This is a genomic window from Hymenobacter segetis, from assembly GCF_054776495.1.
This window is the reverse complement of sequence record NZ_BAAHBV010000001.1, coordinates 441,971-466,025: the sequence shown is the minus strand read 5'-3', so window position 1 is coordinate 466,025 and position 24,055 is coordinate 441,971. Positions and strand designations below refer to the sequence as shown.

The 24,055-nt window shown below is 60.5% G+C and carries 20 protein-coding genes; 12 read left to right on the top strand and 8 right to left on the bottom strand.

Annotated elements, in window-relative coordinates; all coding sequences use genetic code 11:
- Positions 1-58: 58 nt before the first annotated feature.
- Entirely contained in the window at positions 59-907 is an 849-nt protein-coding gene (locus ACYU70_RS02035) for a DUF4846 domain-containing protein (RefSeq protein ID WP_342297846.1), read from the top strand.
- A 3-nt stretch (positions 908-910) separates the two neighbouring features.
- On the opposite strand, the gene ACYU70_RS02030 is transcribed toward ACYU70_RS02035, so the two are convergent.
- A complete protein-coding gene (locus tag ACYU70_RS02030) occupies positions 911-1,582 on the bottom strand; it encodes an HAD family hydrolase (protein ID WP_342297848.1) in 672 nt (223 codons plus the stop codon).
- Between the two features lie 166 nt (positions 1,583-1,748).
- Between ACYU70_RS02030 and ACYU70_RS02025 the strand changes: the two genes are divergently transcribed.
- The 3 genes from ACYU70_RS02025 (at position 1,749) to ACYU70_RS02015 (ending at position 3,847) form a co-directional block, all read left to right on the top strand.
- Positions 1,749-2,465 (top strand): pirin family protein, encoded by a 717-nt coding sequence (locus tag ACYU70_RS02025; RefSeq protein ID WP_342297849.1) that lies wholly within the window; start codon positions 1,749-1,751, stop codon positions 2,463-2,465.
- Positions 2,466-2,558: 93 nt separating this feature from the next.
- Positions 2,559-3,137 carry a nitroreductase family protein gene (locus ACYU70_RS02020; RefSeq protein WP_342297850.1) on the top strand — a complete coding sequence of 193 codons (579 nt, stop codon included), beginning with the start codon at positions 2,559-2,561 and terminating at the stop codon, positions 3,135-3,137.
- A complete protein-coding gene (locus ACYU70_RS02015) occupies positions 3,137-3,847 on the top strand; it encodes a pirin family protein (protein ID WP_342297851.1) in 711 nt (236 codons plus the stop codon). Before ACYU70_RS02020 ends, ACYU70_RS02015 begins: the two co-directional genes overlap by 1 nt.
- 181 nt (positions 3,848-4,028) lie before the next feature.
- On the opposite strand, the gene ACYU70_RS02010 is transcribed toward ACYU70_RS02015, so the two are convergent.
- The 3 genes from ACYU70_RS02010 to ACYU70_RS02000 all read right to left on the bottom strand — a co-directional run bounded on the left by ACYU70_RS02010 (position 4,029) and on the right by ACYU70_RS02000 (position 7,022).
- On the bottom strand, positions 4,029-4,850 hold the full coding sequence (locus tag ACYU70_RS02010; RefSeq protein ID WP_342297852.1) for an alpha/beta fold hydrolase: 822 nt from the start codon (positions 4,848-4,850) through the stop codon (positions 4,029-4,031).
- Between the two features lie 268 nt (positions 4,851-5,118).
- Positions 5,119-5,622: a hypothetical protein gene (locus tag ACYU70_RS02005; protein WP_342297853.1), complete on the bottom strand. Its 504-nt coding sequence runs from the start codon at positions 5,620-5,622 to the stop codon at positions 5,119-5,121.
- Positions 5,623-5,651: 29 nt separating this feature from the next.
- Positions 5,652-7,022 (bottom strand): AAA family ATPase, encoded by a 1,371-nt coding sequence (locus ACYU70_RS02000; protein ID WP_342297854.1) that lies wholly within the window; start codon positions 7,020-7,022, stop codon positions 5,652-5,654.
- A 388-nt stretch (positions 7,023-7,410) separates the two neighbouring features.
- Between ACYU70_RS02000 and ACYU70_RS01995 the strand changes: the two genes are divergently transcribed.
- From ACYU70_RS01995 to ACYU70_RS01975, 5 genes are all read left to right on the top strand, one after another.
- Entirely contained in the window at positions 7,411-8,118 is a 708-nt protein-coding gene (locus tag ACYU70_RS01995; protein WP_342297856.1) for a hypothetical protein, read from the top strand.
- 114 nt (positions 8,119-8,232) lie between these two features.
- Positions 8,233-8,649, top strand: a complete 417-nt coding sequence (locus ACYU70_RS01990; RefSeq protein WP_342297857.1) for a pyridoxamine 5'-phosphate oxidase family protein — start codon at positions 8,233-8,235, stop codon at positions 8,647-8,649.
- A gap of 202 nt (positions 8,650-8,851) precedes the next feature.
- On the top strand, positions 8,852-9,541 hold the full coding sequence (locus ACYU70_RS01985; RefSeq protein ID WP_342297859.1) for an SIR2 family NAD-dependent protein deacylase: 690 nt from the start codon (positions 8,852-8,854) through the stop codon (positions 9,539-9,541).
- A gap of 195 nt (positions 9,542-9,736) precedes the next feature.
- Positions 9,737-9,970 (top strand): hypothetical protein, encoded by a 234-nt coding sequence (locus ACYU70_RS01980; RefSeq protein ID WP_342297861.1) that lies wholly within the window; start codon positions 9,737-9,739, stop codon positions 9,968-9,970.
- A 205-nt stretch (positions 9,971-10,175) separates the two neighbouring features.
- The gene (locus ACYU70_RS01975) at positions 10,176-10,733 is read left to right on the top strand and encodes a metal-dependent hydrolase (RefSeq protein ID WP_342297863.1); all 558 of its coding nucleotides are present in this window, start codon (positions 10,176-10,178) and stop codon (positions 10,731-10,733) included.
- A gap of 239 nt (positions 10,734-10,972) precedes the next feature.
- Here ACYU70_RS01975 and ACYU70_RS01970 read toward each other — a convergent pair whose 3' ends face one another.
- Positions 10,973-12,469: an FAD-dependent monooxygenase gene (locus tag ACYU70_RS01970; RefSeq protein WP_342297865.1), complete on the bottom strand. Its 1,497-nt coding sequence runs from the start codon at positions 12,467-12,469 to the stop codon at positions 10,973-10,975.
- 112 nt (positions 12,470-12,581) lie between these two features.
- Here ACYU70_RS01970 and ACYU70_RS01965 point away from each other — a divergent pair, with 112 nt between their 5' ends.
- The 3 genes from ACYU70_RS01965 to ACYU70_RS01955 all read left to right on the top strand — a co-directional run bounded on the left by ACYU70_RS01965 (position 12,582) and on the right by ACYU70_RS01955 (position 18,867).
- Positions 12,582-16,301 (top strand): BamA/TamA family outer membrane protein, encoded by a 3,720-nt coding sequence (locus ACYU70_RS01965; protein ID WP_342297867.1) that lies wholly within the window; start codon positions 12,582-12,584, stop codon positions 16,299-16,301.
- A 249-nt stretch (positions 16,302-16,550) separates the two neighbouring features.
- Positions 16,551-17,774 (top strand): BamA/TamA family outer membrane protein, encoded by a 1,224-nt coding sequence (locus ACYU70_RS01960; protein ID WP_342297869.1) that lies wholly within the window; start codon positions 16,551-16,553, stop codon positions 17,772-17,774.
- Between the two features lie 103 nt (positions 17,775-17,877).
- Positions 17,878-18,867 (top strand): Ppx/GppA phosphatase family protein, encoded by a 990-nt coding sequence (locus tag ACYU70_RS01955; protein ID WP_342297871.1) that lies wholly within the window; start codon positions 17,878-17,880, stop codon positions 18,865-18,867.
- Positions 18,868-19,092: 225 nt separating this feature from the next.
- On the opposite strand, the gene ppk1 is transcribed toward ACYU70_RS01955, so the two are convergent.
- The 3 genes from ppk1 to gyrB all read right to left on the bottom strand — a co-directional run bounded on the left by ppk1 (position 19,093) and on the right by gyrB (position 23,946).
- Positions 19,093-21,447 carry a polyphosphate kinase 1 gene (gene ppk1, locus ACYU70_RS01950; RefSeq protein WP_342297873.1) on the bottom strand — a complete coding sequence of 785 codons (2,355 nt, stop codon included), beginning with the start codon at positions 21,445-21,447 and terminating at the stop codon, positions 19,093-19,095.
- 54 nt (positions 21,448-21,501) lie between these two features.
- Positions 21,502-21,882, bottom strand: coding sequence for a RidA family protein (locus ACYU70_RS01945; protein ID WP_342297875.1), 381 nt, complete (start codon positions 21,880-21,882; stop codon positions 21,502-21,504).
- Positions 21,883-21,951: 69 nt separating this feature from the next.
- Positions 21,952-23,946 (bottom strand): DNA topoisomerase (ATP-hydrolyzing) subunit B, encoded by a 1,995-nt coding sequence (gyrB, locus tag ACYU70_RS01940; protein WP_342297877.1) that lies wholly within the window; start codon positions 23,944-23,946, stop codon positions 21,952-21,954.
- Between the last annotated feature and the right edge of the window lie 109 nt (positions 23,947-24,055).

The following is a 24,055-nucleotide window of genomic DNA, read 5'->3' as shown; positions in this document are numbered from 1 at the left end:
TCCGCCGTTTGAGTTTCACAAAAAGCCCGCACGATGCGGGCTTTTTGCTTAAGCACGCATGGCGATTATCAACCTATTATTTCTGGCCTCAGTACTTAGTCTGTTGGCAGGAATATCAGCTGGGCCTGTTGCCAAGCCGGCCTATCTGTGGCTCAACCACGCAAATGATGCGACGTTGGCTACGCGCTTTCCTACACCGAAAGGCTGCCAGCGCCTGGCAGTAACAGCCGGTAGCTGGGGCGAGTGGCTACGTGGATTGCCCCTGCGCCCAGCCGGCACCCAGGCCCGCTTGTTTGACGGAAAGCTAAAAGACCGCCAGGACGTGGTAGCAGCCGTGGTCGACATCGACGTGCCGCCCCAGGATTTGCAGCAGTGCGCGGATGCTGTCATTCGGCTGCGGGCGGAGTACGTGTTCAGTCACGACCCAAACAAGGTGCATTTCCACCTCACCACGGGCTATGATTTCTGGTTTTCGGATTTCGTGGCGGGGCGCACGTTTCGGGTGGCGAATGAGGAAGTGCTGCCTGCTACCCGACCTGCCGAGGCTCCTACCCACGCGGCATTGGCCCGCTACCTGGTGCCCACGTTCGGCTACGCGGGCACGAAATCCCTGAGCCGGGAGCTACGCCCGGTACCGCTGCCGCAGGTGCAGCCCGGCGATGTGCTCATTCACGGCGGCGCGCCCGGCCACGCGGTGCTGGTGGTGGATGTGGCCGAAAATCCGACAACACATCAGAAATACGTGCTACTGGCGCAGAGTTATATGCCAGCGCAGAGCATCCATGTACTGCGCAATATTGACGCACCCGCGCTTGGAGCTTGGTTCGCGGTGCCTGGGCCGGCCGTGGCCGAATTTAATACGCCGGAATGGACGTTTGCCCGCGAGGAGTTGAAGCGGTTTGAGTAGCTGCTAGGCCTGGATTACTGGCACAATGGCTTCGATGCTAATGGCACTGAGTTCGTCGAAACTTCGGATAATGCGGTCGGCCTGGTGCAGGTTCTGGCCTTCGGAATGCGGGCTGACGTAGGCGATGCAGTAGATGCCGGCCGCCTTGGCGGCTGCCACGCCGTTAGCCGCGTCTTCGATGACGATGCAGGCGGTGACGGGCGTATCGGCCAGCTCGGCGGCGCGGAGGAAGATGGCCGGGTTGGGCTTGGACTCGGCGAAATCCTCGCCGCTGATGCGGTGCGTGAAATACTCGTCCAGTCCGAAGCGGTCGAACACCCGGGCAATGGTGGCTTTGGAGGCGGAGGACGCTACGACCAGCTGCACGTCGTGGCGGCGCAGGTCTTCGATGAGCACGCGCACGCCGGGCAGCAGGTCGAGGGTGGCATCTTCGTCGAAGGACTTGTTGAACAGCTCGCGCTTGCGCAGCACCATGTCTTCTACGTCTTGAGAAAGACCGTACTTCTGCTTGAGGAGTTGGAACACGTTGCGCGTCGACTTGCCCAGAAAAGTGGCGTACTCAGCGGCCGAAACGGGAATGCCCAGCTCGGCAAACTGCGTAAAAAAAGCGTCGTGGTGAATGGGCTCGGTGTCGATGATGACGCCGTCCATGTCGAAGATTACCGTACGAATCATGAATGCGGAAGCAGGGAATACTGTCGGCAAAGGTACCGGCTAGTTGCCCAGCCCTTACTCTCAGTGGAAATAATAGAAGTCCGAAAACTTTTTTGCGGTCAATGATGTATATACATCAAATGTACATACATTTGTCATATCAAAGCACCTAACCAAAGCCCCTATCATGGCTAACACCGTTCTGCATCTCGCCAACACCCGTGGCCACGCCAATCATGGCTGGCTCAATTCCTTTCACACCTTCAGCTTCGCCGGCTACAACAACCCCGAGCGCGTGCATTTCGGCGCATTGCGCGTGCTGAACGACGACACCGTATCCGGTGGCATGGGCTTCAGCAAGCACCCGCACGATAACATGGAGATTATCTCCATCCCGCTGTCCGGCGATTTGGAGCACCAGGATTCGATGGGCAACAAAACCGTCATCCGCCAGAACGACGTGCAGGTGATGAGCGCCGGCACCGGCGTGGCCCACTCCGAGAAAAACCACAACCAGCACCAGGAAGTAAAATTCCTGCAAATCTGGGTGTTCCCCAAGGAGCGCGGCATCAAGCCTAATTACGGCCAGGAAACCTTCGCCCCGGAGGCCCGCCACAACCAATTGCTGCAAGTAGTATCGCCCGCCGGCGATGGCACCAACCCGCACATCAACCAGGATGCCTGGTTCCACATCGGCAACCTCGATAAAGGCTTTACGACCGATTACGCCGTGAAAAAGGCCGGCAACGGCGTCTACGCCTTCGTGCTGGAAGGCGACGTGACCATCAACGGCCAGGCCCTGCACCGTCGCGACGGCTTCGGCATCTGGGAAACCGACAAACTGGTAATCAGCGCCGACAGCAACGCCGAGCTGCTGCTGATGGAAGTACCGATGGAATTTTAACTTTTGTTGCAGTAGTCGGTAGTGAGACGGAATGCCGAATCCCGGAATAAATCTCACTACTGACTACCCAATACCAAGTACCAACCCAACCTTATGAAACCCGCCCCCACCACCTACCCCGTCCACGAGCTCATCCGCAACCGCTGGAGCCCGCGCTCTTTCGCGGCCCAGCCCGTGGAGCAGGAGAAATTGAACCAAGTGTTTGAAGCTGCCTCCTGGGCCTTCAGCGCCATGAATTTGCAGCCCTGGCAGTACATCTATGCCCACAAGGCCGACACGGCTGCCTTCCAAAAAATCCTCGATTGTCTGGTGCCGGGTAACCAACCCTGGGCCAAAAATGCGCCCGTGCTCATCATCGCCCTGGCCCAAACGGCCAACGCCGACGGCCAGCCCAACGGCGCGGCCATGCACGACCTCGGCGCGGCCAACGCTACCCTCTTCCTCGAAGCCACCGCGCTGGGCCTGCACGGCCACCTCATGGGCGGCTTCGACCGTGAGAAAACCCGCCGCGACTTCAACCTCCCCGATAACCTGACCCCGGCCGTGATAATGGCCCTGGGCTACATCGGCGAAGCCGAGCAACTTGAAGAGCCCTACCTGAGCCGCGAGAAAGCCGCCCGCAGCCGCAAGCCGGTAGCAGAATTCGCCTTCCAGAACGAGCTGCCCGCCTAATGAAAACCCGCCTCACCCGCGCCGCCGACCGCGGCCTCAAAGACATTGGCTGGCTGAAAAGCCACCTCTCGCTCAGCTTCGGCCCCTACCCCGACCCCGAGCGTAGCGGGTTCGGCCTGCTCCGCGTGTTCAACGACGACGTGGTGCAGCCCGGCGGCGGCTTTGGCATTCACGGCCACGCCAACATGGAAATCATTTCGGTGATGCTGGCCGGCAGCATGAACCACAAGGACACCCTCGGCTATACTGAAGTGGTGCACCAGGACTGGGTGCAAATTATGAGCGCCGGCTCCGGCCTGCGCCACGAGGAGCACAACGTGGGCGATACCGACGTGAATTTCCTGCAAATCTGGATTGAGCCCAAGCTCCAGAACATCGGCCCGCGCTACCAGCGCCGCCAGTTCCCGGAAGCCCAGCGCCCCAATAAGCTCACCACCATCGTGAGCAACGAGGAAGGCCAGGCCCACTGCTGGATTAACCAGAACGCCAAGCTCTCCCTCGGCTACTATACCGAAGCCCAAACGGTGGCCTACAGCTTCAAGCCGCTGAATAAGTTGCTGTTTCTGTTCGTCATCAGCGGCTCCGTAACGGTAGCCGGCCAGGAAGTAGGCACCCGCGACAGCCTCGGCATCTGGGAAACGGACAGCGTGAGCCTCGAAGCAGCGGCCGATACCCGGTTTCTGCTCATTGAATGCCCGATTAACCATTAAAAGGTTATTTGAAACGCGTAGAGACGCATAATTGCGTCTCGTCGTTGAACGATATCCGAACGATGCGGCCGACGAGACGCAATTATGCGTCTCTACAACTGGGCTACCAACCCAATAACACAAAAAAGCTGCCCCATACCAGGGCAGCTTTTTTGTTGAATCAAGAACAAGCTAGAATCCCCTAGCCCTGAATAAAGGCCAGCAAATCGGCATTAATAGTCGCAGCCTCCGTGGCAGGCATACCGTGGGGGAAACCGGGGTACGAAATCAATTTCCCATGTTGCAGCAGCTTGATGGACTTGGCGCTGCTGATGGCAAACGGCACGATTTGGTCGTCTTCGCCGTGCAGCAGCAGCACGGGCACGGCCACGCTTTTGAGGTCCTCGGTGAAATCGGTTTCCGAGAAGGCCTTGATGCCGAGGTAGTGGGCATTGGCTCCGCCGTTCATGCCCTGCCGCCACCAGTTGTCGCGGATGCCCTGCTTTATCTGGGCTCCTTCGCGGTTGTAACCATAGAAGGGCATGGAGAAATCCTGGAAGTATTGCGCCCGGTTGGTGGCCGTGCTCTCCCGGATTTCATCAAATACCGACATGGGCACGCCGTCGGGGTTAGTGGGGGTTTGCGCCATCAGGGGCGGCACGGCGCTGATGAGCACCGCCTTGGCCACGCGGCCCTTCGCCGCCCGGGCGGCGTAGCGGATGGCTACCCCTCCGCCCGTAGAATGACCGATGTGCACGGCATCCTTCAGGTCGAGGTGGTCGACCAGTTCGATGATATCGGCCACGTAGGTGTCCATGTCGTGGCCGGTTGAGCTTTGCCCCGAGCGGCCGTGCCCGCGGCGGTCGGCCGCGATAACCCGGTAGCCCTTATTCAGGAAAAACATCAGCTGGGAATCCCAGTCGTCGCTCGACAGCGGCCACCCGTGGTGAAACACCAGCGGCTGGCCCGTGCCCCAGTCCTTGTAATAGATTTCGGTTCCGTCTTTTACCGTGATTGTTGCCATAAGTACGTTGCAGTAAATAAGGTGAGAAAAGGCGTCAGGGCACCGGCGTTGTGGTATGCCGCCCGGCAGCCCTGCCTTGTAAAGCTAACCGCCAGGCGCCAGAATATAATGTTTCCTAAATATTATCTATTTCCTCAACAGCATCCGCCGAGGTGAGCCGGCTCCCCGCGCCTACCGGCCGCAGCCCACACCCGCAACACCAAAAACGCGCCGCTGCTCCGGTTACGGGAGCGGCGGCGCGTTTCACGTTTCTGGGGCTTCTGATTCGCTAAGCGCTGGCCGGAACACAACGCGCCTTCGCAACATCCGCCCCGGCCTCTATCCACGCTACGCAAGCGTCAATATCATCCTTCGGATTCACCCACGCCACCGGATGTGGCACTTTCAGCACCTTCTTGTGCTCGCTGAAAAGGTCGAAAACATTCGTTTCCATCGACAACACGACTTTGTCAGTCGTCAGCGCATTTTCCAGCAAATGCAGGTCCTTCAATATCTCCTGTCGCACCGCTTCGGTACATGCTATTTTTTTGGCCCGGGCTGCTAATCCACTATCCGGCTCTGGTGCCAGAATGTGCCAGAGCTTTTTTGCCTTCATGCGAACCAGCCACCGCTTAGAATAACCCGACTGATGCTTTTGCCACTCCATGAACTGCGTAGCCGATAGCACAACATAGTGCTGTCCGTCAAACATCGTTTCCATCACCCGTCGGCAGGCATCCGAAACCGGATGCAGGCTTTCGCTAGCTGAACGTGCCACATTGGTATCCACCACGAGGCGGCGCGAAGTAGTTGGCAGCCGCATTATTTCACCGCGTTGCCAAAGTGCCGCATCCCTACCGCCGTCAGGTACGCATCCTGCGCCTTCAACTCCACATCCCCGAAATCCTCCGGCCACTCCCCATACGCCCCGTCCTCGTCGGGTTGCACATAATCTACCGTCGTCGCCCCCTTGGCATCCCGCGCAAACCAGTGCAGTGCCACGTCGGTATTCTTGATTTTATCTTGTGCAATTAGCGTTTGCACCGTCAGCAGCAACAAGCTACTGTGCGTTTCCACTATAACGCGCACGCCCCGGTTGGCAGCCTCGGCCAGCAGCTCCGCCATTGCTACTTGCGCCCGGGGGTGCAAATGCAGCTCCGGCTGCTCCACGTACACTATCTGCCCCTCCTGCGCCGCGATGAGAGCAACCAGTATCGGCAGCACCTGCGATACGCCGATACCCACATCGGCAATGTTCACCATGTCGGCTTTGCGAGGCTTGCCCTTGCTGCCGGCGGGCAGGCGGCTCACGCTTAGCTCTACTTCGTTGGCGTTTTTCACTTTCGCCGTGACGGAATCGGTGAGGCCGAGGCGGCGCAGGTAGTCGTTGAGTTTCGCTAGTTTCTCAGTGTCTTGTTGCTGCTGCCACTGGCTGACGGTGCCGGCAGCATAAAGGTCGAAGGTGCCTTTTATTTGCTCTTTGAAGAAAGTAGCTGCATAACTGCGCTGTGGCGCGCCACGCAAACCTGGTATATGCATGAGCGAAGCAAGACTTGTTTCTAAATACGCTCCGCTGCTGGTCGTTCGCTTTTTATCGTCCTTGCCGATGTAATGAAGTTCTAAAAAACCATTGTGATATTCCGTCCACAAAGATTTAATGGGCTCTCCTTCGTATTCATTTATTGCTGCTAGAAGGATATTTGGCATATCCTCTTCGGTGAATTCAGGCTCAATTCTTACTCTGTAATTTTCGTCATTTTCAGATACTGTTTGCTGCGAAATGAGACGGAAATTTGTGCCGTCTTTACTATATGCGAATTCAATAGAAATTGGAATATTAGAGTTGACCATTTTATTGAAGCCTACTGACGTTAAAACAAACGGGCTTTCGGAATTAGAACCAATCTTACTTACCAATTCCGCCGCCGTTTCCGCCTGCACGTGCGCCCCACTCAGCACCAGCGCCCCGGCCGGCTGATACGGCGCTTCCATCGTCTGCTTAATCAACAGCAGCGGCTGCATGATGCTCGATTTCCCCGAGCTATTCGTGCCCGTCAGCAGCGTCAGCGGCCGCACGTGTAGCGTGGCATCCACCAACGACTTATACCCCTGTACCCGGATTTCCTCGATGAGCATGTACGGCGGGCGGTTAGCCGGCGCGGGTGCCGGCGCAGAAATTGTTTTTTTAGCCATAGCGGCAAAGTAAGCCCCTGCCGTGCAGATTCAGGCCCACTTGCCCGCCGGCGGGAATAGGTACGGGGCCCCCATTCCCTGATAATCCCAACAATTTTTCCTACCTAGCGCCACGCTTTCCCTACCTCCCGCCCCAGCGCTCCTACCTGCCGCCGCGCCTTTCCTACCTTCCGCCTCAACCTTTCTACCTCCCGCCCCGCCTTTCCGGCCTTCGGCCCCGGCTCTCCTACCTCCCGCCCCACGTCTCCGACGTCCCGCCCCGGGCTTCCGAATCAAGGATTCGGAGAGCCGAACCCCCGCCCCGCCTTTCCTCCCCCCGGCCGCGCCTTTCCGCGCTCCGCCCCCTGCTGCGTCTCCCATTTTTTTCATTGTTTTCTTCCCCAAACACATGCTCACCGCCAAGCAGGACAACCGCCTCAGCGCCGCCGAAACCCTCTCTGCCGCCCTCAAAACTGACCCCAGCCCCTATGCCAATGACAAGGCGCTGCAAACCGTAGCTCAGCGCCTCGACGAAATCATTGCTGACATGCAGCCCCTGCGCACCGCCACCCAGCGCACGGCCAATGCCGGAGCCCCCGCCGGCGGCAAGTCCGACAAGGAAACCGCCCGCGAAACCCTCGCCATCGTTACCGCCGAAATCGCCGGCGATGTCTTCGCCTACGCTTCTGAAAAGAAGCTCCCCGCCCTGCAAGCCCTCGCCGACTACAACGAAACCGGCATGCTCAAGCTGCGCGGCTCCCGCCTCTCCGACGTCGCCACCGCCCTGCTCGCCGAGCTGCCCAACCACAAAACCGTGCTCGAAGACGAATACGGCATCGACAAAGCCCGCATCAAGGAATTAGCCGAAGCCATCGCCGCCTTCAACGGCCTGAAAACCGCCCCCCGCCAGGCCCAGGTCGACGGCAAGGCCACCCGCGTGAGCCTCCGCGCCGAGTTTGCCGAGCTCGGCACCCTGCTCAAAGACCGTTTCCAGCGCCTCATGCGCAAATACAAGCGCCGCGATGCCGACTTCTACAACCGCGTCATGGATGCCCGCGCCGTGGTCGACCGCCCCGGCTCGGCCGGCCGCGCCGATGCGGCCCCGCCCAAAGCCTAGGCTGCCCCATCACCCGCTTGTTTCAAAGCCCGCTGCCCCGCAGCGGGCTTTTTCCATGAACAACCGCCACCCTCCCTACGTACTCCGCCCTCACTCCTTTCCCGCCCAAACATCATGGCCGAAACCACCCTCAAAGCCGTCGCCGCCAAAATGGCGAAGCTCGACATCGCCCTGCTCACCACCCACACCAGCCGCGGCCACCTCAGCACCCGCCCCATGAGCAACAACGGCGATGTGGAATACGACGGCAATTCCTACTATTTCACCTACGAAGGCTCCCGCACCGTCGCCGACATCACCGAAAACCCGCACGTCAGCCTCGGCTTCTCCGGCCCCGATTGGCTTTATGTATCCGTAGTGGGCACCGCCACCCTCATCCGCCAAAAAGCCACGCTCGAAAAGCACTGGCTGCCCGAGCTCAAGCGCTGGTTCAAAGACGGGATTGATACCCCCGGCATCGTGCTCATCCGCGTGCAGGCCAAGCGCATCAAGTTCTGGCACGGCGAACAGGATGGCGAAGTGACGCTGTAGCCGTCAGGAATTGTAGAGCGTCAGTCAGGCAAAAAGGCCGTCATGCTGAGCGCAGTCGAAGCATCTCTACCGCGTAACTAATCCAATCGAAAGGGTTTACTATTGCGGTAGAGATGCTTCGGCTCCGCTCAGCATGACGTTCTATAACGGGGTTCTCCCAACTCCTACCCTCCTAACCATCCCACCCTCCTACCCAAAAATCATGAAACACCTCGTCGTCCTTACCGGTGCCGGCGTCTCGGCCGAGTCCGGCATCCGCACCTTCCGCGACACCAACGGCCTCTGGGAAGAGCACCGCGTCGAAGACGTAGCCTCCCCCGAAGGCTTCGCCCGCAATCCCGCCCTGGTGCTTGATTTCTACAACCAGCGCCGCGCCCAGGCCCGCACCGTACAGCCCAACGCCGCCCACCTGGCCCTGGCCGGCTTCGAGGAAGAGCCCAACTGGCGCGTCAGCATCATCACCCAAAACGTGGACGACCTGCACGAACGCGCCGGCTCCACCGACGTGCTGCACCTGCACGGCATGCTCAACCAGATGCGCTCCGTAGCCGATGAAATCACCGTCTACGACTGCCCCGGCGACATCAACCTCGGCGACCTTGCCCCCGACGGCCACCAGCTCCGCCCCCACATCGTCTGGTTCGGCGAGATGGTGCCCGCCATCGAAGAAGCCGCCGAAACCGTCACTACCGCCGATGCCCTTCTAATAGTCGGCACCTCCCTGCAAGTGTACCCGGCGGCCGGCCTGCTCCACTACGCCCCCGCCACCTGCCCCGTCTTCGTCATCGACCCGCACCAGCCCGAGGCCGGCCGCCGCGGCGTACGCTACGTGGCCGAGGCGGCCAGTACGGGCGTGCCCAAGGTGCTGAAGGAGCTGGCAGGGGAAGGGTGATTAGAATCTATTTGTCATCCTGAGCACAGCGAAGGACCTTATCGCCGCTGAACAGCTTGCAGTAATTTCTATCGACAGCGAGCGTGATAAGGTCCTTCGCTCCGCTCAGGATGACAGATAGACCATACGTCACCCGTCATTCCATTATCGAAAAATTTCATCCACCGAATACCTTCTCTTTTCTACCTTAGCGCCATGTACAGACTCGTCACCAAATACCAGCTGTTCGGCCTACGCAACGAACACGACGCCGCCCACCAGCACAATCACATGATGCTTAGGCCAGTTGCGGGAGCCCCCGAAGCCTTCAATACCGAACAAGCCGCCTTCGACTGGGCCCTGAGCAACCACGAAGACCTGCGCCACCACCCCGAATTTGTGGTCCTGCCCGTGCACCACATGGTGATGGCCGACCCAATGGACGTGTAAGCCCGCCCTATGTCCACCCCGCCCACCCGCGGCTTCTGGCGCGAATTCTGGCCCAAAGCCCTTATCATCGTGGGCATCGTCGTGGTGCTGTGGCTGCTTGAGCGCGCCGGCATTATTCGCCGCTGGTAATCCAATACTCCCTTTTCGCGCTGGTCCGCCTGCCCCCGGTAGGCGGACCAGTCGCGTTTTTCCCTGCCCACTTTTCATGGCTTCCGCATTTGGCCACGCCGCCCTGGGGGCCACCCTGGGCAAGCTCCTGCTCCCAGACCATCGGCACTGGCCCTACTGGGTGGCCGCCGCCCTCTGCGCCGCCCTGCCCGATGTGGATTCGATAGGCTACCGCCTGGGCGTGCCTTACGACAGCCTCTGGGGCCATCGGGGGCTGACGCACTCACTGCTGGCCGCCATTGTAGTAGCTGCCATAGGCACTTTGCTGGCCCAGTTGGCCCGCCCCGGCCAGCGGCCACCCGCCGCGCGACTGGCGCTGCTGCTGTTCCTGGCCACCGCCTCGCACGGCGTGCTCGATGCCCTTACCACCGGCGGCCTGGGTGTGGCATTCTTCAGCCCCTGGCACCTGGAGCGCTACTTCTTCCCCTTCCGGCCCATCAAAGTATCACCCCTGAGCATCCGGGGCTTCTTCGGAGCCAGGGGGCTGCGAGTGCTGGCCAGTGAAGCCCTATGGGTGGGCCTGCCGTGCCTGCTGTTGCTGGGCTGGCAGAGGCTATGGGTTGGTCGGAGCGAGGAAAAACTGGTGCAGCGCTAGTCCGCTAGGTCAATGAGCTACCCTATCAGCGGCGTATCGGCCCATAGCCCCAGCGGGGCGGCATATCGGTAGAAACGACAGCTGCTAAAATTTCAAAAGCCCCAGCGGGGCGACACTCGTTCGACGAATGTCGCCCCGCTGGGGCTTTAACGTCAATTCTATAGGACTTACTACCGATATGCCGCCCCGCTGGGGCTGGCCCGACATGCCGCAACTTAGTTAAATTGAATACTGGTACCCTATTCCCCCAGCCACTGCCGGGCATAGGCGGCAAACTCTGCTTCATTAAACGCAGCCGCCACTATTCCAACGTAGCCATCGGGCCGCACGAGGTACACGGTGCCCGGCGTTTCGGCAGCGGCGGGAGCAACTTCTGTGACGGCCAATGAATGCGCTGCCGCCCACGCCCGCGCCGCCGGCACCGGGCCCACATGCAGCAGATGCCAGCCCACGGGCCGCAACGCCTCGTAGCGCCCGGCGGCCCAGGGCAGCCGCTGGCCGCCCGCCACGCTGCCTGCCCGCCCCTGGCTCAAAGGCGAATGCGGGTACTTAATGCCAATCTGGGAGATGGTGCGAAACATCAGCCGGCGGATGGCGGGCACACGCACGGCCAGCGGCAGCAGCAGCGGGGCCACCCAGCTGCGCACGAAGCTGGCCCACGCCGTGGCCCGCGTGGCCCCGGTGAAGGCGCGGTCGGTAGTAGCCACCAGCTGCCGGGCAAAGGGAATGCGCTCCGCCTCGTAGGTATCGAGCAGGGCCTCGGGGGCGGCGTGTTGCAGCATGGCAGCGATTTTCCAGCCCAGGTTCACGGCATCGCCGAGGCCGGTGTTCATGCCCTGCCCGCCGGCTGGGCTGTGGATGTGGCCCGCATCACCTACCAGAAATGCCCGACCCTGCCGGAAATGGTCGGCCACCCGGTGATGCACCCGATAGGTGGCAAACCAGCTCACCGACTGCACCCGGACGTGCTCGGCCGCCTCCAGTCCCGGCTGCACGGCGGCGAAGCTGGCGGCTTCCGCGGCCAGCCCATCCGGCAGCAGGCCGATGACGCGCATCCGCCCCTGCGGCATCGGGAAGAAGGCATTGAAGGTGCGCGGGGCCAGCGACACTTCCAGCAGTCGCCCCAGCCGGGCATCCACGTCCAAGCCCTCGGTTACGGTATCGGCCACGAAAAAAACCTGCTCATACGTCCCGCCCGGAAAGCCGATGCCCAGCGCGTGCCGCACGGCGGAGTGCGCCCCATCGCAGCCCGCTACGTATGCGGCAGCCACCGTTTCGGGCGGCTGGCCGGGGGCTTGCAGCGTGGCGGTGGCTCCGGCCGCGTCCTGCGTGAGACCGGTGAGGCTAGTGTTCCATTCCACGGCCACGCCGTGGGTGGCCAGCGCCTCGCGCAGCAGCCGTTCGGTCTGGTCCTGCGAGATGGTCAGGGCAAAGGGAAACGGGCTCAGCCCCTCACCGATGCGGCCCAATGGCAGCTTGGCCGCCACGCGACCTTTCCGGCGCAGGGCCACGCCACGCACCATTTCGCCCTGAGCCACGAATGTATCGGCCAGCCCGTGCCGGTCGAGCAGCTCCAGAGTGCGGGCGTGCATGACCAGGGCCCGGCTCAGGGGCGACGGGCCGGGCAGCGGGTCGATAATGCGGGGCCGCACGCCGTGGCGGCACAGTTCCAGCGCCAGCATCAACCCCGAGGGGCCGGCCCCGGCAATCAGCACGTTAGCAGCAGTTGAATTCATCGGCGAAGGCGGCCCGTTGGGCGGTAAATATAGGCGAATGTGTCTTTCAAGCCGCTGGAAATAACCGCACCCTACTCCTCTGCCGTAGAAGAAGGCTATATCTTCTTCGCTTATGCCTTTTCGCTACGTTCGCGCCCTCTTTGCGGGGCTACTTCTTACTGCTTCGGTTCCCGGTTTTGCCCAGGCCCCGGCCCACACCGTTTTCCTGCTGGGCAACACCGCCCAGGCCGAGCTGCCCACCGCCCGCCTCAAGCTACTACGTGCTACGCTGGAGCAGCAAACCGGTCCTTTCACCGTGGTGCACCTCGGCGATATCGTGGGTAATACCGGCCTGGTGGCCAAAAGCGACACCGCCCTGGCCCAAGCCGAGCGCGACCGCGCCGACCAGCTCATTGCCCTGGTAAAGGACTTACCGCAGGGCAAAATCTACTTCCTGCCCGGCGATAAGGACTGGGCTAACTCCGGCCCCGCCGGCCTCAAAGCCGTGCGCCGCCTCGAAAAATACATCGAGCAGCAGCTGCCCGGCCAGAATGCCTTCATCCCCACCAACGGCTGCCCCGGTCCCGAAGTGGTGGACGTGGCCCCGCTGGTGCGCCTCGTGGCCATCAATACCCCATGGTTCACTCATCCCTTCGACCGCCCCGAAGCACCCGACACTGACTGTAAGACTCTCACCAAGGAGGAATTCCGCGAGCAGCTGCAGGACCTGATTGACGAAACCAAGAACAAGAACGTGCTGCTGCTGGGCCACCACCCGGTGGTTACCAACGGCGTGTATGGCGGCCACGAGCCGCTTTCGCGCCACCTCAGCCCGCCGGTGTTCGGCACCATCTACGCGGCCTACCGCCAGAACGTGGGCACCCCGCGCGACCTCGCCAACCCGCGCTACCAGGAGTTGAAAAAAGAGCTGCTGAACACGCTGCAAAGCAACCCCGGCGTGATTTACGCCGCCGCCCACGACTTTAGCCTGCAAATCACGCCCTTTCAGGGCAACTACCACGTGGTGAGCGGCAGCTTTGCCGAGAGTGAGCATGTGGGGGCCAAAGGCCAGTCGCTTTACAGCAAAAGTGAGGAAGGCTATACTACACTCGAATACTTCGCCGATGGCACCGTGAAGACGCACGTTTTCACCTTCGATGACAAAGGCCAGGCGGCCAAAGACGCTTACTCCGCCACCCTCTTTCGCTCAGGCTGCGCCGAGGGTGGCGACCAGAAAGCCCCCGCCAACCCGTTCATCACCAACTGCCCCGGCGCTACCAAAACCGTAGCTGAAGCCAAACCCGACGCGCCTTTCCAGGCCACGACCACCGTGGTGCCCGGCCCGGAATACAAGCCCACCGGCAGCCGTAATTTCTTCATCGGCAAAATCTACCGTTCGTCGTGGCTGCAACCCGTCACGGTGAAAACGCTGGATTTGAGCGCCGAAAAAGGCGGTCTGCGCCCCACCGGCAAGGGCGGCGGACGCCAGACCACTTCCCTCAAGCTCATTGCGGCCGACAGTGCGGAATACGTTTTCCGCTCCGTGGACAAGGACGTGACCAAGATTCTGCCGCCCGAGCTGCGCAACTCCATTGCCTCGGATGTGCTGCGCGACGTAACGGCCACGGCCAACCCGTACAGCAACCTGCCCATCAGCTATATGCTGGACCAGACGGACATTCTGCACGCCCGTCCGCGCCTGTTCCGCCTGCCCGACAACCAGCAACTCGGCCCCTACCGCGCCGAATATGCCAATCTGCTCGGCACCCTCGAAGACTCGCCAAAAGACCCCAAGCCCAACCTGCCCGGCTTCGGCGGCTCCGATGAGGTAACGCGCAGCTTCGGCCTGTTTCGCAAGCTCTACAAGGACCACGACAACAAGGTGGACGAGCCCGCTCTGGCCCGCGCCCGCGCCTTCGACATGCTGGTGGCCGATTTCGGCAAGCACGAGGACAACTGGAAATGGGCCGGCTACAAGCAGAAGGACGGCGGCACGCTCTACCGCCCCATCCCGCGCGACCGCGACCAGAGCTTCACCCTCTGGAATGGCTTCCTCACCTACCTCGCCAACCGCGAGTGGGCCGTGCCCAGCATCGAAGGTTTTGAAACCAAGTTTCAGGACATGAAAAGCCTGAACTGGCCCGCCCGCCACCTCGACAGGTTCCTGCTCCAGGACCTCACCCGCGAGCAGTGGCAGGAAGCCGCTAAATATCTACAAGCCAAAATCACGCCTGCCGTTATCGACGGGGCCACGGCCCAACTCCCGGCCGAAATCCAGTCCTTGTCGGCGCAGGATATCAACCGCAAGCTAAAGGCCCGTATTCAGGAATTGCCTAAGGCTATCGATGAATACTACCTCCTACTGGCCCGCCGCGTCGACGTGGTTGGCTCCAACAAGGGCGAAGTTTTCCAGGTGAACCGGCTGCCCGGCGGCCAGGTGCGCGTGCAGATGTTTGACCGCGCTGGCGACACCGAAAACCCCAAAGGCGCGGCTCTGTTCGACCGCACCTTCAACCCCAACGAAACGCAGGAAGTTTGCCTCTACGGCCTCGGCGGCAAGGACGTATTCACTGTGACGGGCGACGGTGGCAAGCACAGCATTCTAGTGCGCGTGATTGGCGGCGACGGCAAGGATAAAATTGCCGACAACTCCACCGCCAGCGGTCTGCGCCGCCTCACCAAAGTCTACGACTTGCCCGATACCGAATTACAGCTTGGCTCGGAATCGGACAACCGCACCAGCACACGCCCCGGCGTGAATGAATACGACCGGGAGCAGTTCGAATTCAACAGCTACCGGCCCAGCATCGGCCTGTTCTACAACGCCAACGACGGATTCGGTGCCAGCGCGGGCATCACCTTCCTGCGCCAGGGCTTCCGCAAGCCGGGGTATAAGAATATGTACTCGTTCGATGTGCAGGGCAGTATCAACGGCTTGTTCCAGCTCACGGCCAGCACGCGGCACCGCTATGCCATTGGCAAAGTTGACGTGGGAGCCACGGCCAGCTACGGCAGCTACTTCCCCTTCTACCGCTTCTTCGGGCTGGGCAACAACACCGGCTTCGACCAGACGCTGTACGACAACAAATTCTACAACGCCCGCTACCAGGGCTACACCGTGAATGCCTTCCTGGAGCGCACCTTCCTCCAGCGCAGCGTTATCCGCGTCGGCCCCACGTATGAGAATTATACCAGCAGCTTTGGCGACAATACCTACCTCGGCACCATCAACACCCGCCCGGCCGACGTGCGGCCCAACACCAGCCAGCAGAGCTTAGTTGGCCTGAACGGCGTGTTCGACCTCGACCTGCGCAACCGTCCCGGCTTCGCCCAGCGTGGCGTCCGCATCCGCGTGCAACACGACAGCTACTACCAGCTCACCAGCACCAAAAGCAACTTCGGACTCACTCAAGGTTTCGCCGAATACTACGGCACGGCCAAAATCGGCATCCCCGTCACCCTCGTGCTGAAAGGAGGCGGCGCCAAAAACTACGGCCCCGACAACGACATTCCCTTCTACAAATTTGCCAGCCTGGGCCAGAACGAAGGCCTGCGCGGCTACTACCGCAACCGCTTCAGCGGCGATGCCAGCCTCTACTACAACACAGAATTGCGCCTCGCCCTCGGCCAGGTCAAAAATGGTTTCCTGCCCTTCTACTACGGCGTATTTGGCTTCTACGACCAGGGCCGCGTGTACTACCAGGGTGCTTCGCCAAGCGGCTGGCACTCGGGCTACGGTGCGGGCTTCTACATCGCCCCGGTGGTCGAAACGCTGGCCTTCGCCGTATCCTATCAGAAGTCGGTGGAAAGCTCGCTCATTCAGTTCGGGCTGGGTTTCCGGTTGGATAAGTAATTAAACAAGTAGTAGGTGCGGGGCTTGCCCCCGCCCGTCGCTGAACGACTGTTGTTCAACGACGGGCGGGGGCAAGCCCCGCACCCTACTTCACGAACCGACCTCTCTAACGGCCTCAATTGCCGCAACGTCGACCCGTACCGGCCATTGGCCGAATGCCGTGCCGCCCGATGTAACCTTCGGCTACCTTCGAGGTCTATGCCAAAACAGCCGGCCGAAACCAGTCCGGCCCTTTTCGGTTACCCTCCTATGTTATCTTGGCTCCGCGCCTCTTTTCTACGGCAAAAACGCGCCGTGGCCGCCGGGCCGCTACTCATCCTGGGCATTGCGCTTACCGCGCACGGCCAAGACGCGCCACCCCTCCCGGCCTCCGCCGATATCGTGGACGTGGCCCGACTGGCCTTCCCGCGCCTGCCCGCCCACGATTCGCTTTCTCTACAACACGGCCAGAAGGCCCTACTGGTGGTGCCCGTACTCGGCTACACCCAGCAAACCGGTGGCATCGCACAGCTGGCGTTCAGCCTAGCCTTCGCTCGCCCGGCAGCCAACGTCTCAACCGTGCTGGCCGGGGCGGCCTACACCGCCAACGACCAGCTCATCATCACGGCCACCTCCTCCATCTGGCTGCCCGATAACCGCTGGTATTTCGTGGGCGACTGGCGGCTGATGCGCTATCCCCAAAGCACCTACGGCCTGGGCATGTACACCAGCACCACCGACCGCGTGGTGAGCATGAACTACGACTACCTGCGCATCTACGAAAGCGCCCTCCGACGCGTGGCCCCGGCCTGGTACGCGGGCCTGGGCTATCAGCTCGACTACCATTGGGACATCGTGAGCCGTAACAGCTTCCGCGAGGTGAGCCGGATTTCGCGCTACCGCTACGGGATTGAGGGCACATCGGTGTCGTCGGGGCCGGTTTTGTCGATTTTGCACGACAGTCGCGCCAATGCCATCAACCCGCAAGGCGGCGAATATCTCAGCACCCAACTGCGCACCAATCTGAAGTCTTTCGGCAGCACCACCGCCTCCGAAATGCTGCTTATCGACGCCCGCACCTACCTGCACCCCTCGCCGCGCTCAGCCAATATCCTGGCTTTCTGGTCCTACAACGCCGTCACCATCGCCGGCAATCCGCCCTTCCTCGACCTGCCCAGCACCGGCTGGGACACGTACAGCAACACCGGCCGCGGTTTCATCCAGGGCCGGTTTCGGGGCGATGACCTGCTCTACGGCGAGGTCGAATACCGTTACGGCATCAGCCGCAACCACCTGCTGGGTGGCGTGGTGTTCGCCAATGCTCAAAGCGTGACCGAGCAGGAAAGCCGGCGCTTCGAAAAAATAGTACCCGCCGCCGGGGCCGGCCTGCGCGTCCGCCTCAACAAGGTTTCCAACACCAATCTGGCCATCGACTACGGCTTCGGAGCCGACGGCTCCAATGGCCTTTCGCTAAACCTGGGTGAGGTTTTTTGAGTAAGCAAGGATTCAGCCCGCCCGCCTGCCGGGCAACCAAAATCGATGCCCAAAGCCCCGCCCGGCGGCTTACCTTTGGGTTTTATTTATCCCCCGCTCCTGCATGAATTTCCCCCTTCGCAAGCTCGCCGCCATTGATATTGGGTCCAACGCCGTTCGTTGTCAGATATCGGCTGTGCTGTATTACGAAGGCCGTTACCGCCTCAAGCGCGTCGAATACGTGCGCTTCCCCATGCGGCTGGGCGAGGACGTGTTTGCCAGCGGCGAGATTTCGCCCGCCAAGGAGGAAAAATTCGTCAAATTCCTGCACTCCCTGCGCCTGCTGATGGAAGTGCACGACGTGGCCCACTACCTCGTGTGCGCCACCTCGGCCATGCGCTCGGCCGCCAATGGCGCGGCCATTGCCGCCCGCGTGCGTCAGGAACTGGGCATGGAAATCAAGGTAATCGACGGTCAGGACGAAGCCTTCTACATCAACCGCGTCATCGAGCACGTGCTGGAAGACAAGCGCCACTACCTACACATCGACGTAGGCGGCGGCAGCACCGAGTTCAACATCTACCACGACCGCCGCAAGGTGGCCGCGCAGTCGTTCGAAATCGGTTCCATCCGCCGCATGCAGCAGGAAGAAAGCGGCGAAGTCGGCACCGAAGCCCAGGCCGAGCTCTGGGCCCGCATGGAAGCCTGGGTACGCCACAACGCCCGCCAATACCACGTCACCCGCGCCATCGGCACGGGCGGCAACATCAACAAAATCTACAGCCTCACCTCCTCGGCCCCCGACAAGCACATCACCCGCCGCGCCATCGAAACCACGCTCAAGCGCCTCTCCGGCCTCAGCATGACCGAGCGCGTGAACGTGGCCATGCTCAACCCCGACCGCGCCGACGTCATCATCCCCGCTGGCCACATCTACCTCTCGGCCATGCAGTGGGCCAACGTCACCACCATGGTCGTGCCCGATATCGGCCTGAAAGACGGCATGCTCCAAGCCCTGTTCGAAGAGTTTTTCGACGAGTTAAGCCCCGAAGGCGGCCACCCCGCCATCCTCCCCGTTCCCGACGTGCAGAACCAGCCCGCCGAAATGGAGTAAGGCTAAGGTCATCATTGCGTGAGTGAAGTGCCCACCTGTCATTGCGAGCGAAGCGCGGCAATCCGTCCTCTCAGTGCGACTAGCCCTGAGATATGACAAAGCTTTTTTTGCCAACAGAAAGCCCCAATACTGCGAAGTATCGGGGCTTTCTGGTAAAAGAGAATGTCTGGTTTTTACAGGACGGATTGCCGCGCTTCGCTCGCAATGACAAACGGCTCAGTCCGCCTACACCTGCGCCGCTCCCACTGCCGCTTCGTCAATGTGCCCCACGGGCGTGGCATCGTCCTCGCACACGTCGTCGGGTTCCCCGCCTTCGCCGAAGGAATCATCCTGCGTATTGGCTTCCACAGACTCCAATGCGGTGAGCGCGGCGGCAGCTTCCGACGCTTCCAGAGCAGCCGCCACATCGGCGCGGCGCTGAGCCTGCACGCCCAGCAGGGCTAGCAGGCCTTCAGCCGTGGCAGTGGCCAGTTGCGCCTCATCACGCTTGAAGAAGTCCTTGTGCACATTCACCACCGGCTCGCCGGGAGCCGGGTGCTGCCGGATATAGGCCCCATCCTCCCGCATCACGTAGCTATTCTGGTTGTCCATCATATTCATCATCAGGATATTGATGGCCTCCCGCTTGAGCTGCGGATTCACAATCAGGAACAGCGCCTCAATGCGGCGGTCAAACGAGCGCACCATGATATCGGCCGAGCCAGCATACACCTTGGCATCGCCGCCATTGTGGAAGTAAAACAGCCGCGTGTGCTCCAGATACTCGCCCACGATGCTGCGCACCTCAATGTTCTCGCTCAGGCCCGGCCGCCCCGGCCGCAGGCAGCAAATACCGCGCACGATGAAGCGAATAGGCACGCCTGCCTTCGCCGCCCGATAAAACTCATCAATAATCTCCTTGTCTTCCAGCGAGTTCATCTTCATCACGATGCCACTGGGCAGTCCTTTTTTGGCGTGCTTGACTTCCTCCCGAATGAGGTGAATGAGCTGTTGCCGCATGTCTTTCGGCGCGGTGATGAGGTACTCGTAATCGTCAGGCTGCGAGTGCCCGGTGATTACGTTGAAGAATTCCGACACATCGTGACCATACACGTCGTTGGTTGTCAGCAAACTAACATCAGTGTAGAGACGCGAAGTCTGCTCATTATAGTTGCCCGAACCGATGTGCACGTAGCGCGTCACCTTCTCGCCCTCCTTACGGATAATCATGAGCAACTTGGTGTGCGTCTTGTACTTGCTCACCCCATAAATCACGAAGCAGCCCGCCTTTTCCAGCCGTGCGCCCTCGCGGATATTCTTCTCCTCGTCAAAGCGCGCCTTCACCTCAAACAGCACCGAAACGTGCTTGCCGTTCTCGGCCGCCTTCAGCAGCGCGGCCGATACGCGCGAGTCATCGGCCAGGCGGTAGATAGTCTGCTTGATGCCCAGCACGTGCGGGTCCACGGCCGCCTGCTCCAGCAGCCGCACCATCGGCTCGATGCTGTTGTAGGGATGGTGCAGCAGCACATCGTGGTGCTTGAGGTATTCAAACAGGTTTTCGTCGGCCCCTTCGGGCAGGCTCAGCGGCTGCACCGAAGCCGGCGTCTTGGCGGCGCGGCCCCGGAAATTGGGGTGGCGCACAATCTGCCAAAGGCCTTTCAAGTCAATCAGCGAGTTGATAACGAATACGTTGCCGTTATCAATGTTCCACCGCTCGCGCAGCACGTTCATCAGCACGGGCGAGGCGTTCGGCTCCACCTCCACGCGCACCACGCGGCCGCGCTTGCGGGTTTTCAGGCCCACCTGAATTTCCTTGATAAAGTCATTATCAATATCATCCGACTCTTCCAGCGTGAAATCCCCGTTGCGGGTGATGCGGAACAGGTCGGCCGATACAATTTCCACGTTGCGGAACAGGCGCGGCAGAAACTCACGCACCACTTCCTCAATGGGCACAAAAATGACTTTGTCCTTGCGCGTAAGTTCAAAAAACCGCGTCAGGTTCTGCGGAATCTGCACAAAGGTGAGACGCTCCTGCCCTTTCTCGGCCTCGCCATCCAGGCCCACCGCAATGCCGTTGCCAATGCGCGTGACCACCCCAAAGATGAGCATCTGGTTCATCATCAGCGGGAAGCCATGGTACGAGTCGTACACCATCGGCGTGAGCAGCGGAAACACGGTGTTCTTGAAGTAGCCGTCAGCTTTCTTCACTTCCAACTCCGTTAGGTCGCTCATCTTGAGAATATTGAAACCGTTCTTTTCAAAGTTCGGCTTCAGCTCATTCAGGTACGTCAGGCTCTGGTCGTTCACGAAACGATGCGCGAAATCCAACAGCTTGCGCCGAAACGGCAGCTCACGCAGGCCCGAGTAGTCAATCCGCTCCTTGCCGTAATCAAGGTAATTATACAGCGAACCCACGCGAATCATGAAAAATTCGTCCAGGTTCGAGCTGGTGATGGCCAGAAACTTAAGCTTATCAAATAGGCCCCGGCTGGCGTCCTGCACCTGGTCGAGCACGCGGTAGTTGAACCGTAGCCAGCTCAAATCGCGGCTGATGTATTTGCTTTTGCGGATAAGGTCGGCGGACTTGAAGAGCTTCATAATGGATAAGGATGACAGGGCAAAATACGTGAAATATGCCCCGGGAATAACACTCTACGCGGAAATAATAGCGGTGGCTTCAATCTCGACCAACAATCGCGGGTCAATCAGTGCCTTAACTTCCAGCATGGACGCCGCCGGCCGGATTGTCGCAAAAACTTCGCCGTGCGCCCGCCCCACTTCTTCCCATTGCGAGATGTCGGTCACGAACATTCGCGTACGCACTACATCCTCAAACGATGCACCGGCTGCATTAAGTGCCGCCCCAATTTTCTCCAGCACGCGCTTGGTTTGGGAATAGGCATCGGTGCCAGTTACGGTGTCGCCATCTTGGGCCGTGGTGCCGGCCACTTCTACCACATTGCCTACCCGCACGGCCCGGGAATAACCTACCACGGCCTCCCACGGCGCACCGGAAGAAATTAATTGTCGCATCGATTAGAATGGAAGAGTTACCAAAAGAAAAGGCCCACTTTGCAGCGGGCCTTTCCATTGAGTTGGAAGTTAAACGTCGAGTTTCGCGTACTTGGCGTTGCGCTCGATGAAATCCCGTCGCGGGGCCACTTCATCACCCATCAGCATCGAGAACAGGTGGTCGGCCTCAGCGGCCGATTCTACCGTTACCTGTTTCAGGGTACGGGTCATGGGCTGCATAGTGGTGGTCCAGAGCTGCTCGGCGTTCATCTCGCCCAAGCCTTTGTAGCGCTGCACGTTCACCGTTTCGGGCTTGCCGCGGCCGAGGTCTTCCTGGGCCTGGCTGCGCTCCTCCTCGGTCCAGCAGTAGCGCTCCTCTTTGCCGCGCTTCACGAGGTAGAGCGGCGGAAGGGCGATGTAAATAATGCCCCGGTCCACCAGCTCGCGCATGTAGCGGAAGAAGAAGGTCAGAATCAGCGTGCGAATGTGCGAGCCGTCGATATCAGCGTCAGTCATGATGATGACCTTGTGGTAGCGCAGCTTGCTGAAGTTCAGCGGCCCCGATTCGGTGCCGTCGTCCTCCGTCGTGAAGGCCAGCGACTTGCGCTCGTTGAAGCTCACGCCCAACGCGGTAATCATGTTCTTGATTTCCTCGTTTTCCAGAATGCGGTGCTCCTGGGCTTTCTCCACGTTCAGGATTTTACCGCGCAACGGCAGAATGGCCTGAAACGCCCGGTTGCGCCCCTGTTTGGCCGTGCCACCAGCCGAGTCTCCTTCGACGAGGTACAGCTCGCAGATTTCGGGGTCCGACTCCGAGCAGTCGGCCAGCTTGCCCGGCAGGCTGTTTGAGGAGAGTACGCCCTTGCGCTGCACCATGTCCTTGGCCTTACGAGCGGCAATACGGGCCTTGGCGGCCAGAATCACCTTCTCCATGATGCGGTTGGCCTGGTTGGGGTTTTCCTCCAGGTACTGCATCAGGATTTCGCCCACCACCGAGTTCACGGCACCGCTCACTTCGGAGTTGCCCAGCTTGGTTTTGGTCTGGCCTTCAAACTGCGGCTCCATCACCTTCACCGAGATAACGGCCGTGAGGCCTTCGCGGAAGTCGTCGCCGGTGATTTCCACTTTGGCTTTTTCGAACAGCTTGTTCTTGTCGCCGTAGCTCTTGAGCACCCGCGTCACGGCCGAGCGGAAGCCCGCTACGTGCGTGCCACCCTCGATGGTGTTGATGTTATTGACGTAGGAATAGACATTTTCCTGGTACGAGGTATTGTACTGCAGAGCCACTTCTACCGGCGTGCCGCCCTTCTCGCTCTCCACGTAAATGGGTTCCGAGAGCAGCGAAGGCCGCTGCTCACCGTCGAGGTACTGCACGAAGTCGCGCAGGCCGCCGGTCGAGTAAAACTCTTCGCCGCGAAACTCGCCGCTATCCAGCTTCTCGCGACGGTCGGTGAGGGTGATGCGGATGCCTTTGTTGAGGTACGAAAGGTCGCGCAGACGCGAGGCCACGGTGTCGTAGCGGTACTCAGTTTCGGAGAAGATGGTGGCATCCGGCAGGAACTGCACCTCGGTGCCGTGCTCGTCGGTATCGCCCACTTCCTTCACCGGGTACTGCGGGAAGCCGATTTTATACTCCTGCTCGTACTTGTGGCCGTTGCGGCGCACGGTCACCTTCAGATCGGTGCTGAGCGCGTTCACGCAGCTCACGCCCACGCCGTGCAGGCCACCGGATACTTTGTAGGAGCCTTTGTCGAACTTGCCGCCAGCGTGCAGCACGGTCAGCACCACTTCCAGGGCCGACTTGCCTTCCTTGGCGTGCCAGTCCACGGGAATGCCGCGGCCGTTGTCGCGCACGGTCACCGAGTTGTCCTCGTTGATGGTCACGTTAATCAGGTCGCAATGCCCGGCGAGGGCTTCGTCAATCGAGTTATCGACCACTTCCCACACCAAATGGTGCAGGCCTTTCAGGCCGGTGTCGCCGATGTACATGCTGGGCCGCTTGCGCACGGCCTCCAATCCTTCGAGAACTTGAATGCTGTCGGCCGAATAGTCCGACTGGGGAATCTTTGCTGTTGTTTCGCTCATGAGGGCGGGATTAAATCAGGTCATAAAACCGCCCCACGGGCGGCTAGGTACTGAACACTCAAAAGTACATATTTAATCCCATTTTGAGTATTTTTCGCGCCATTTATCC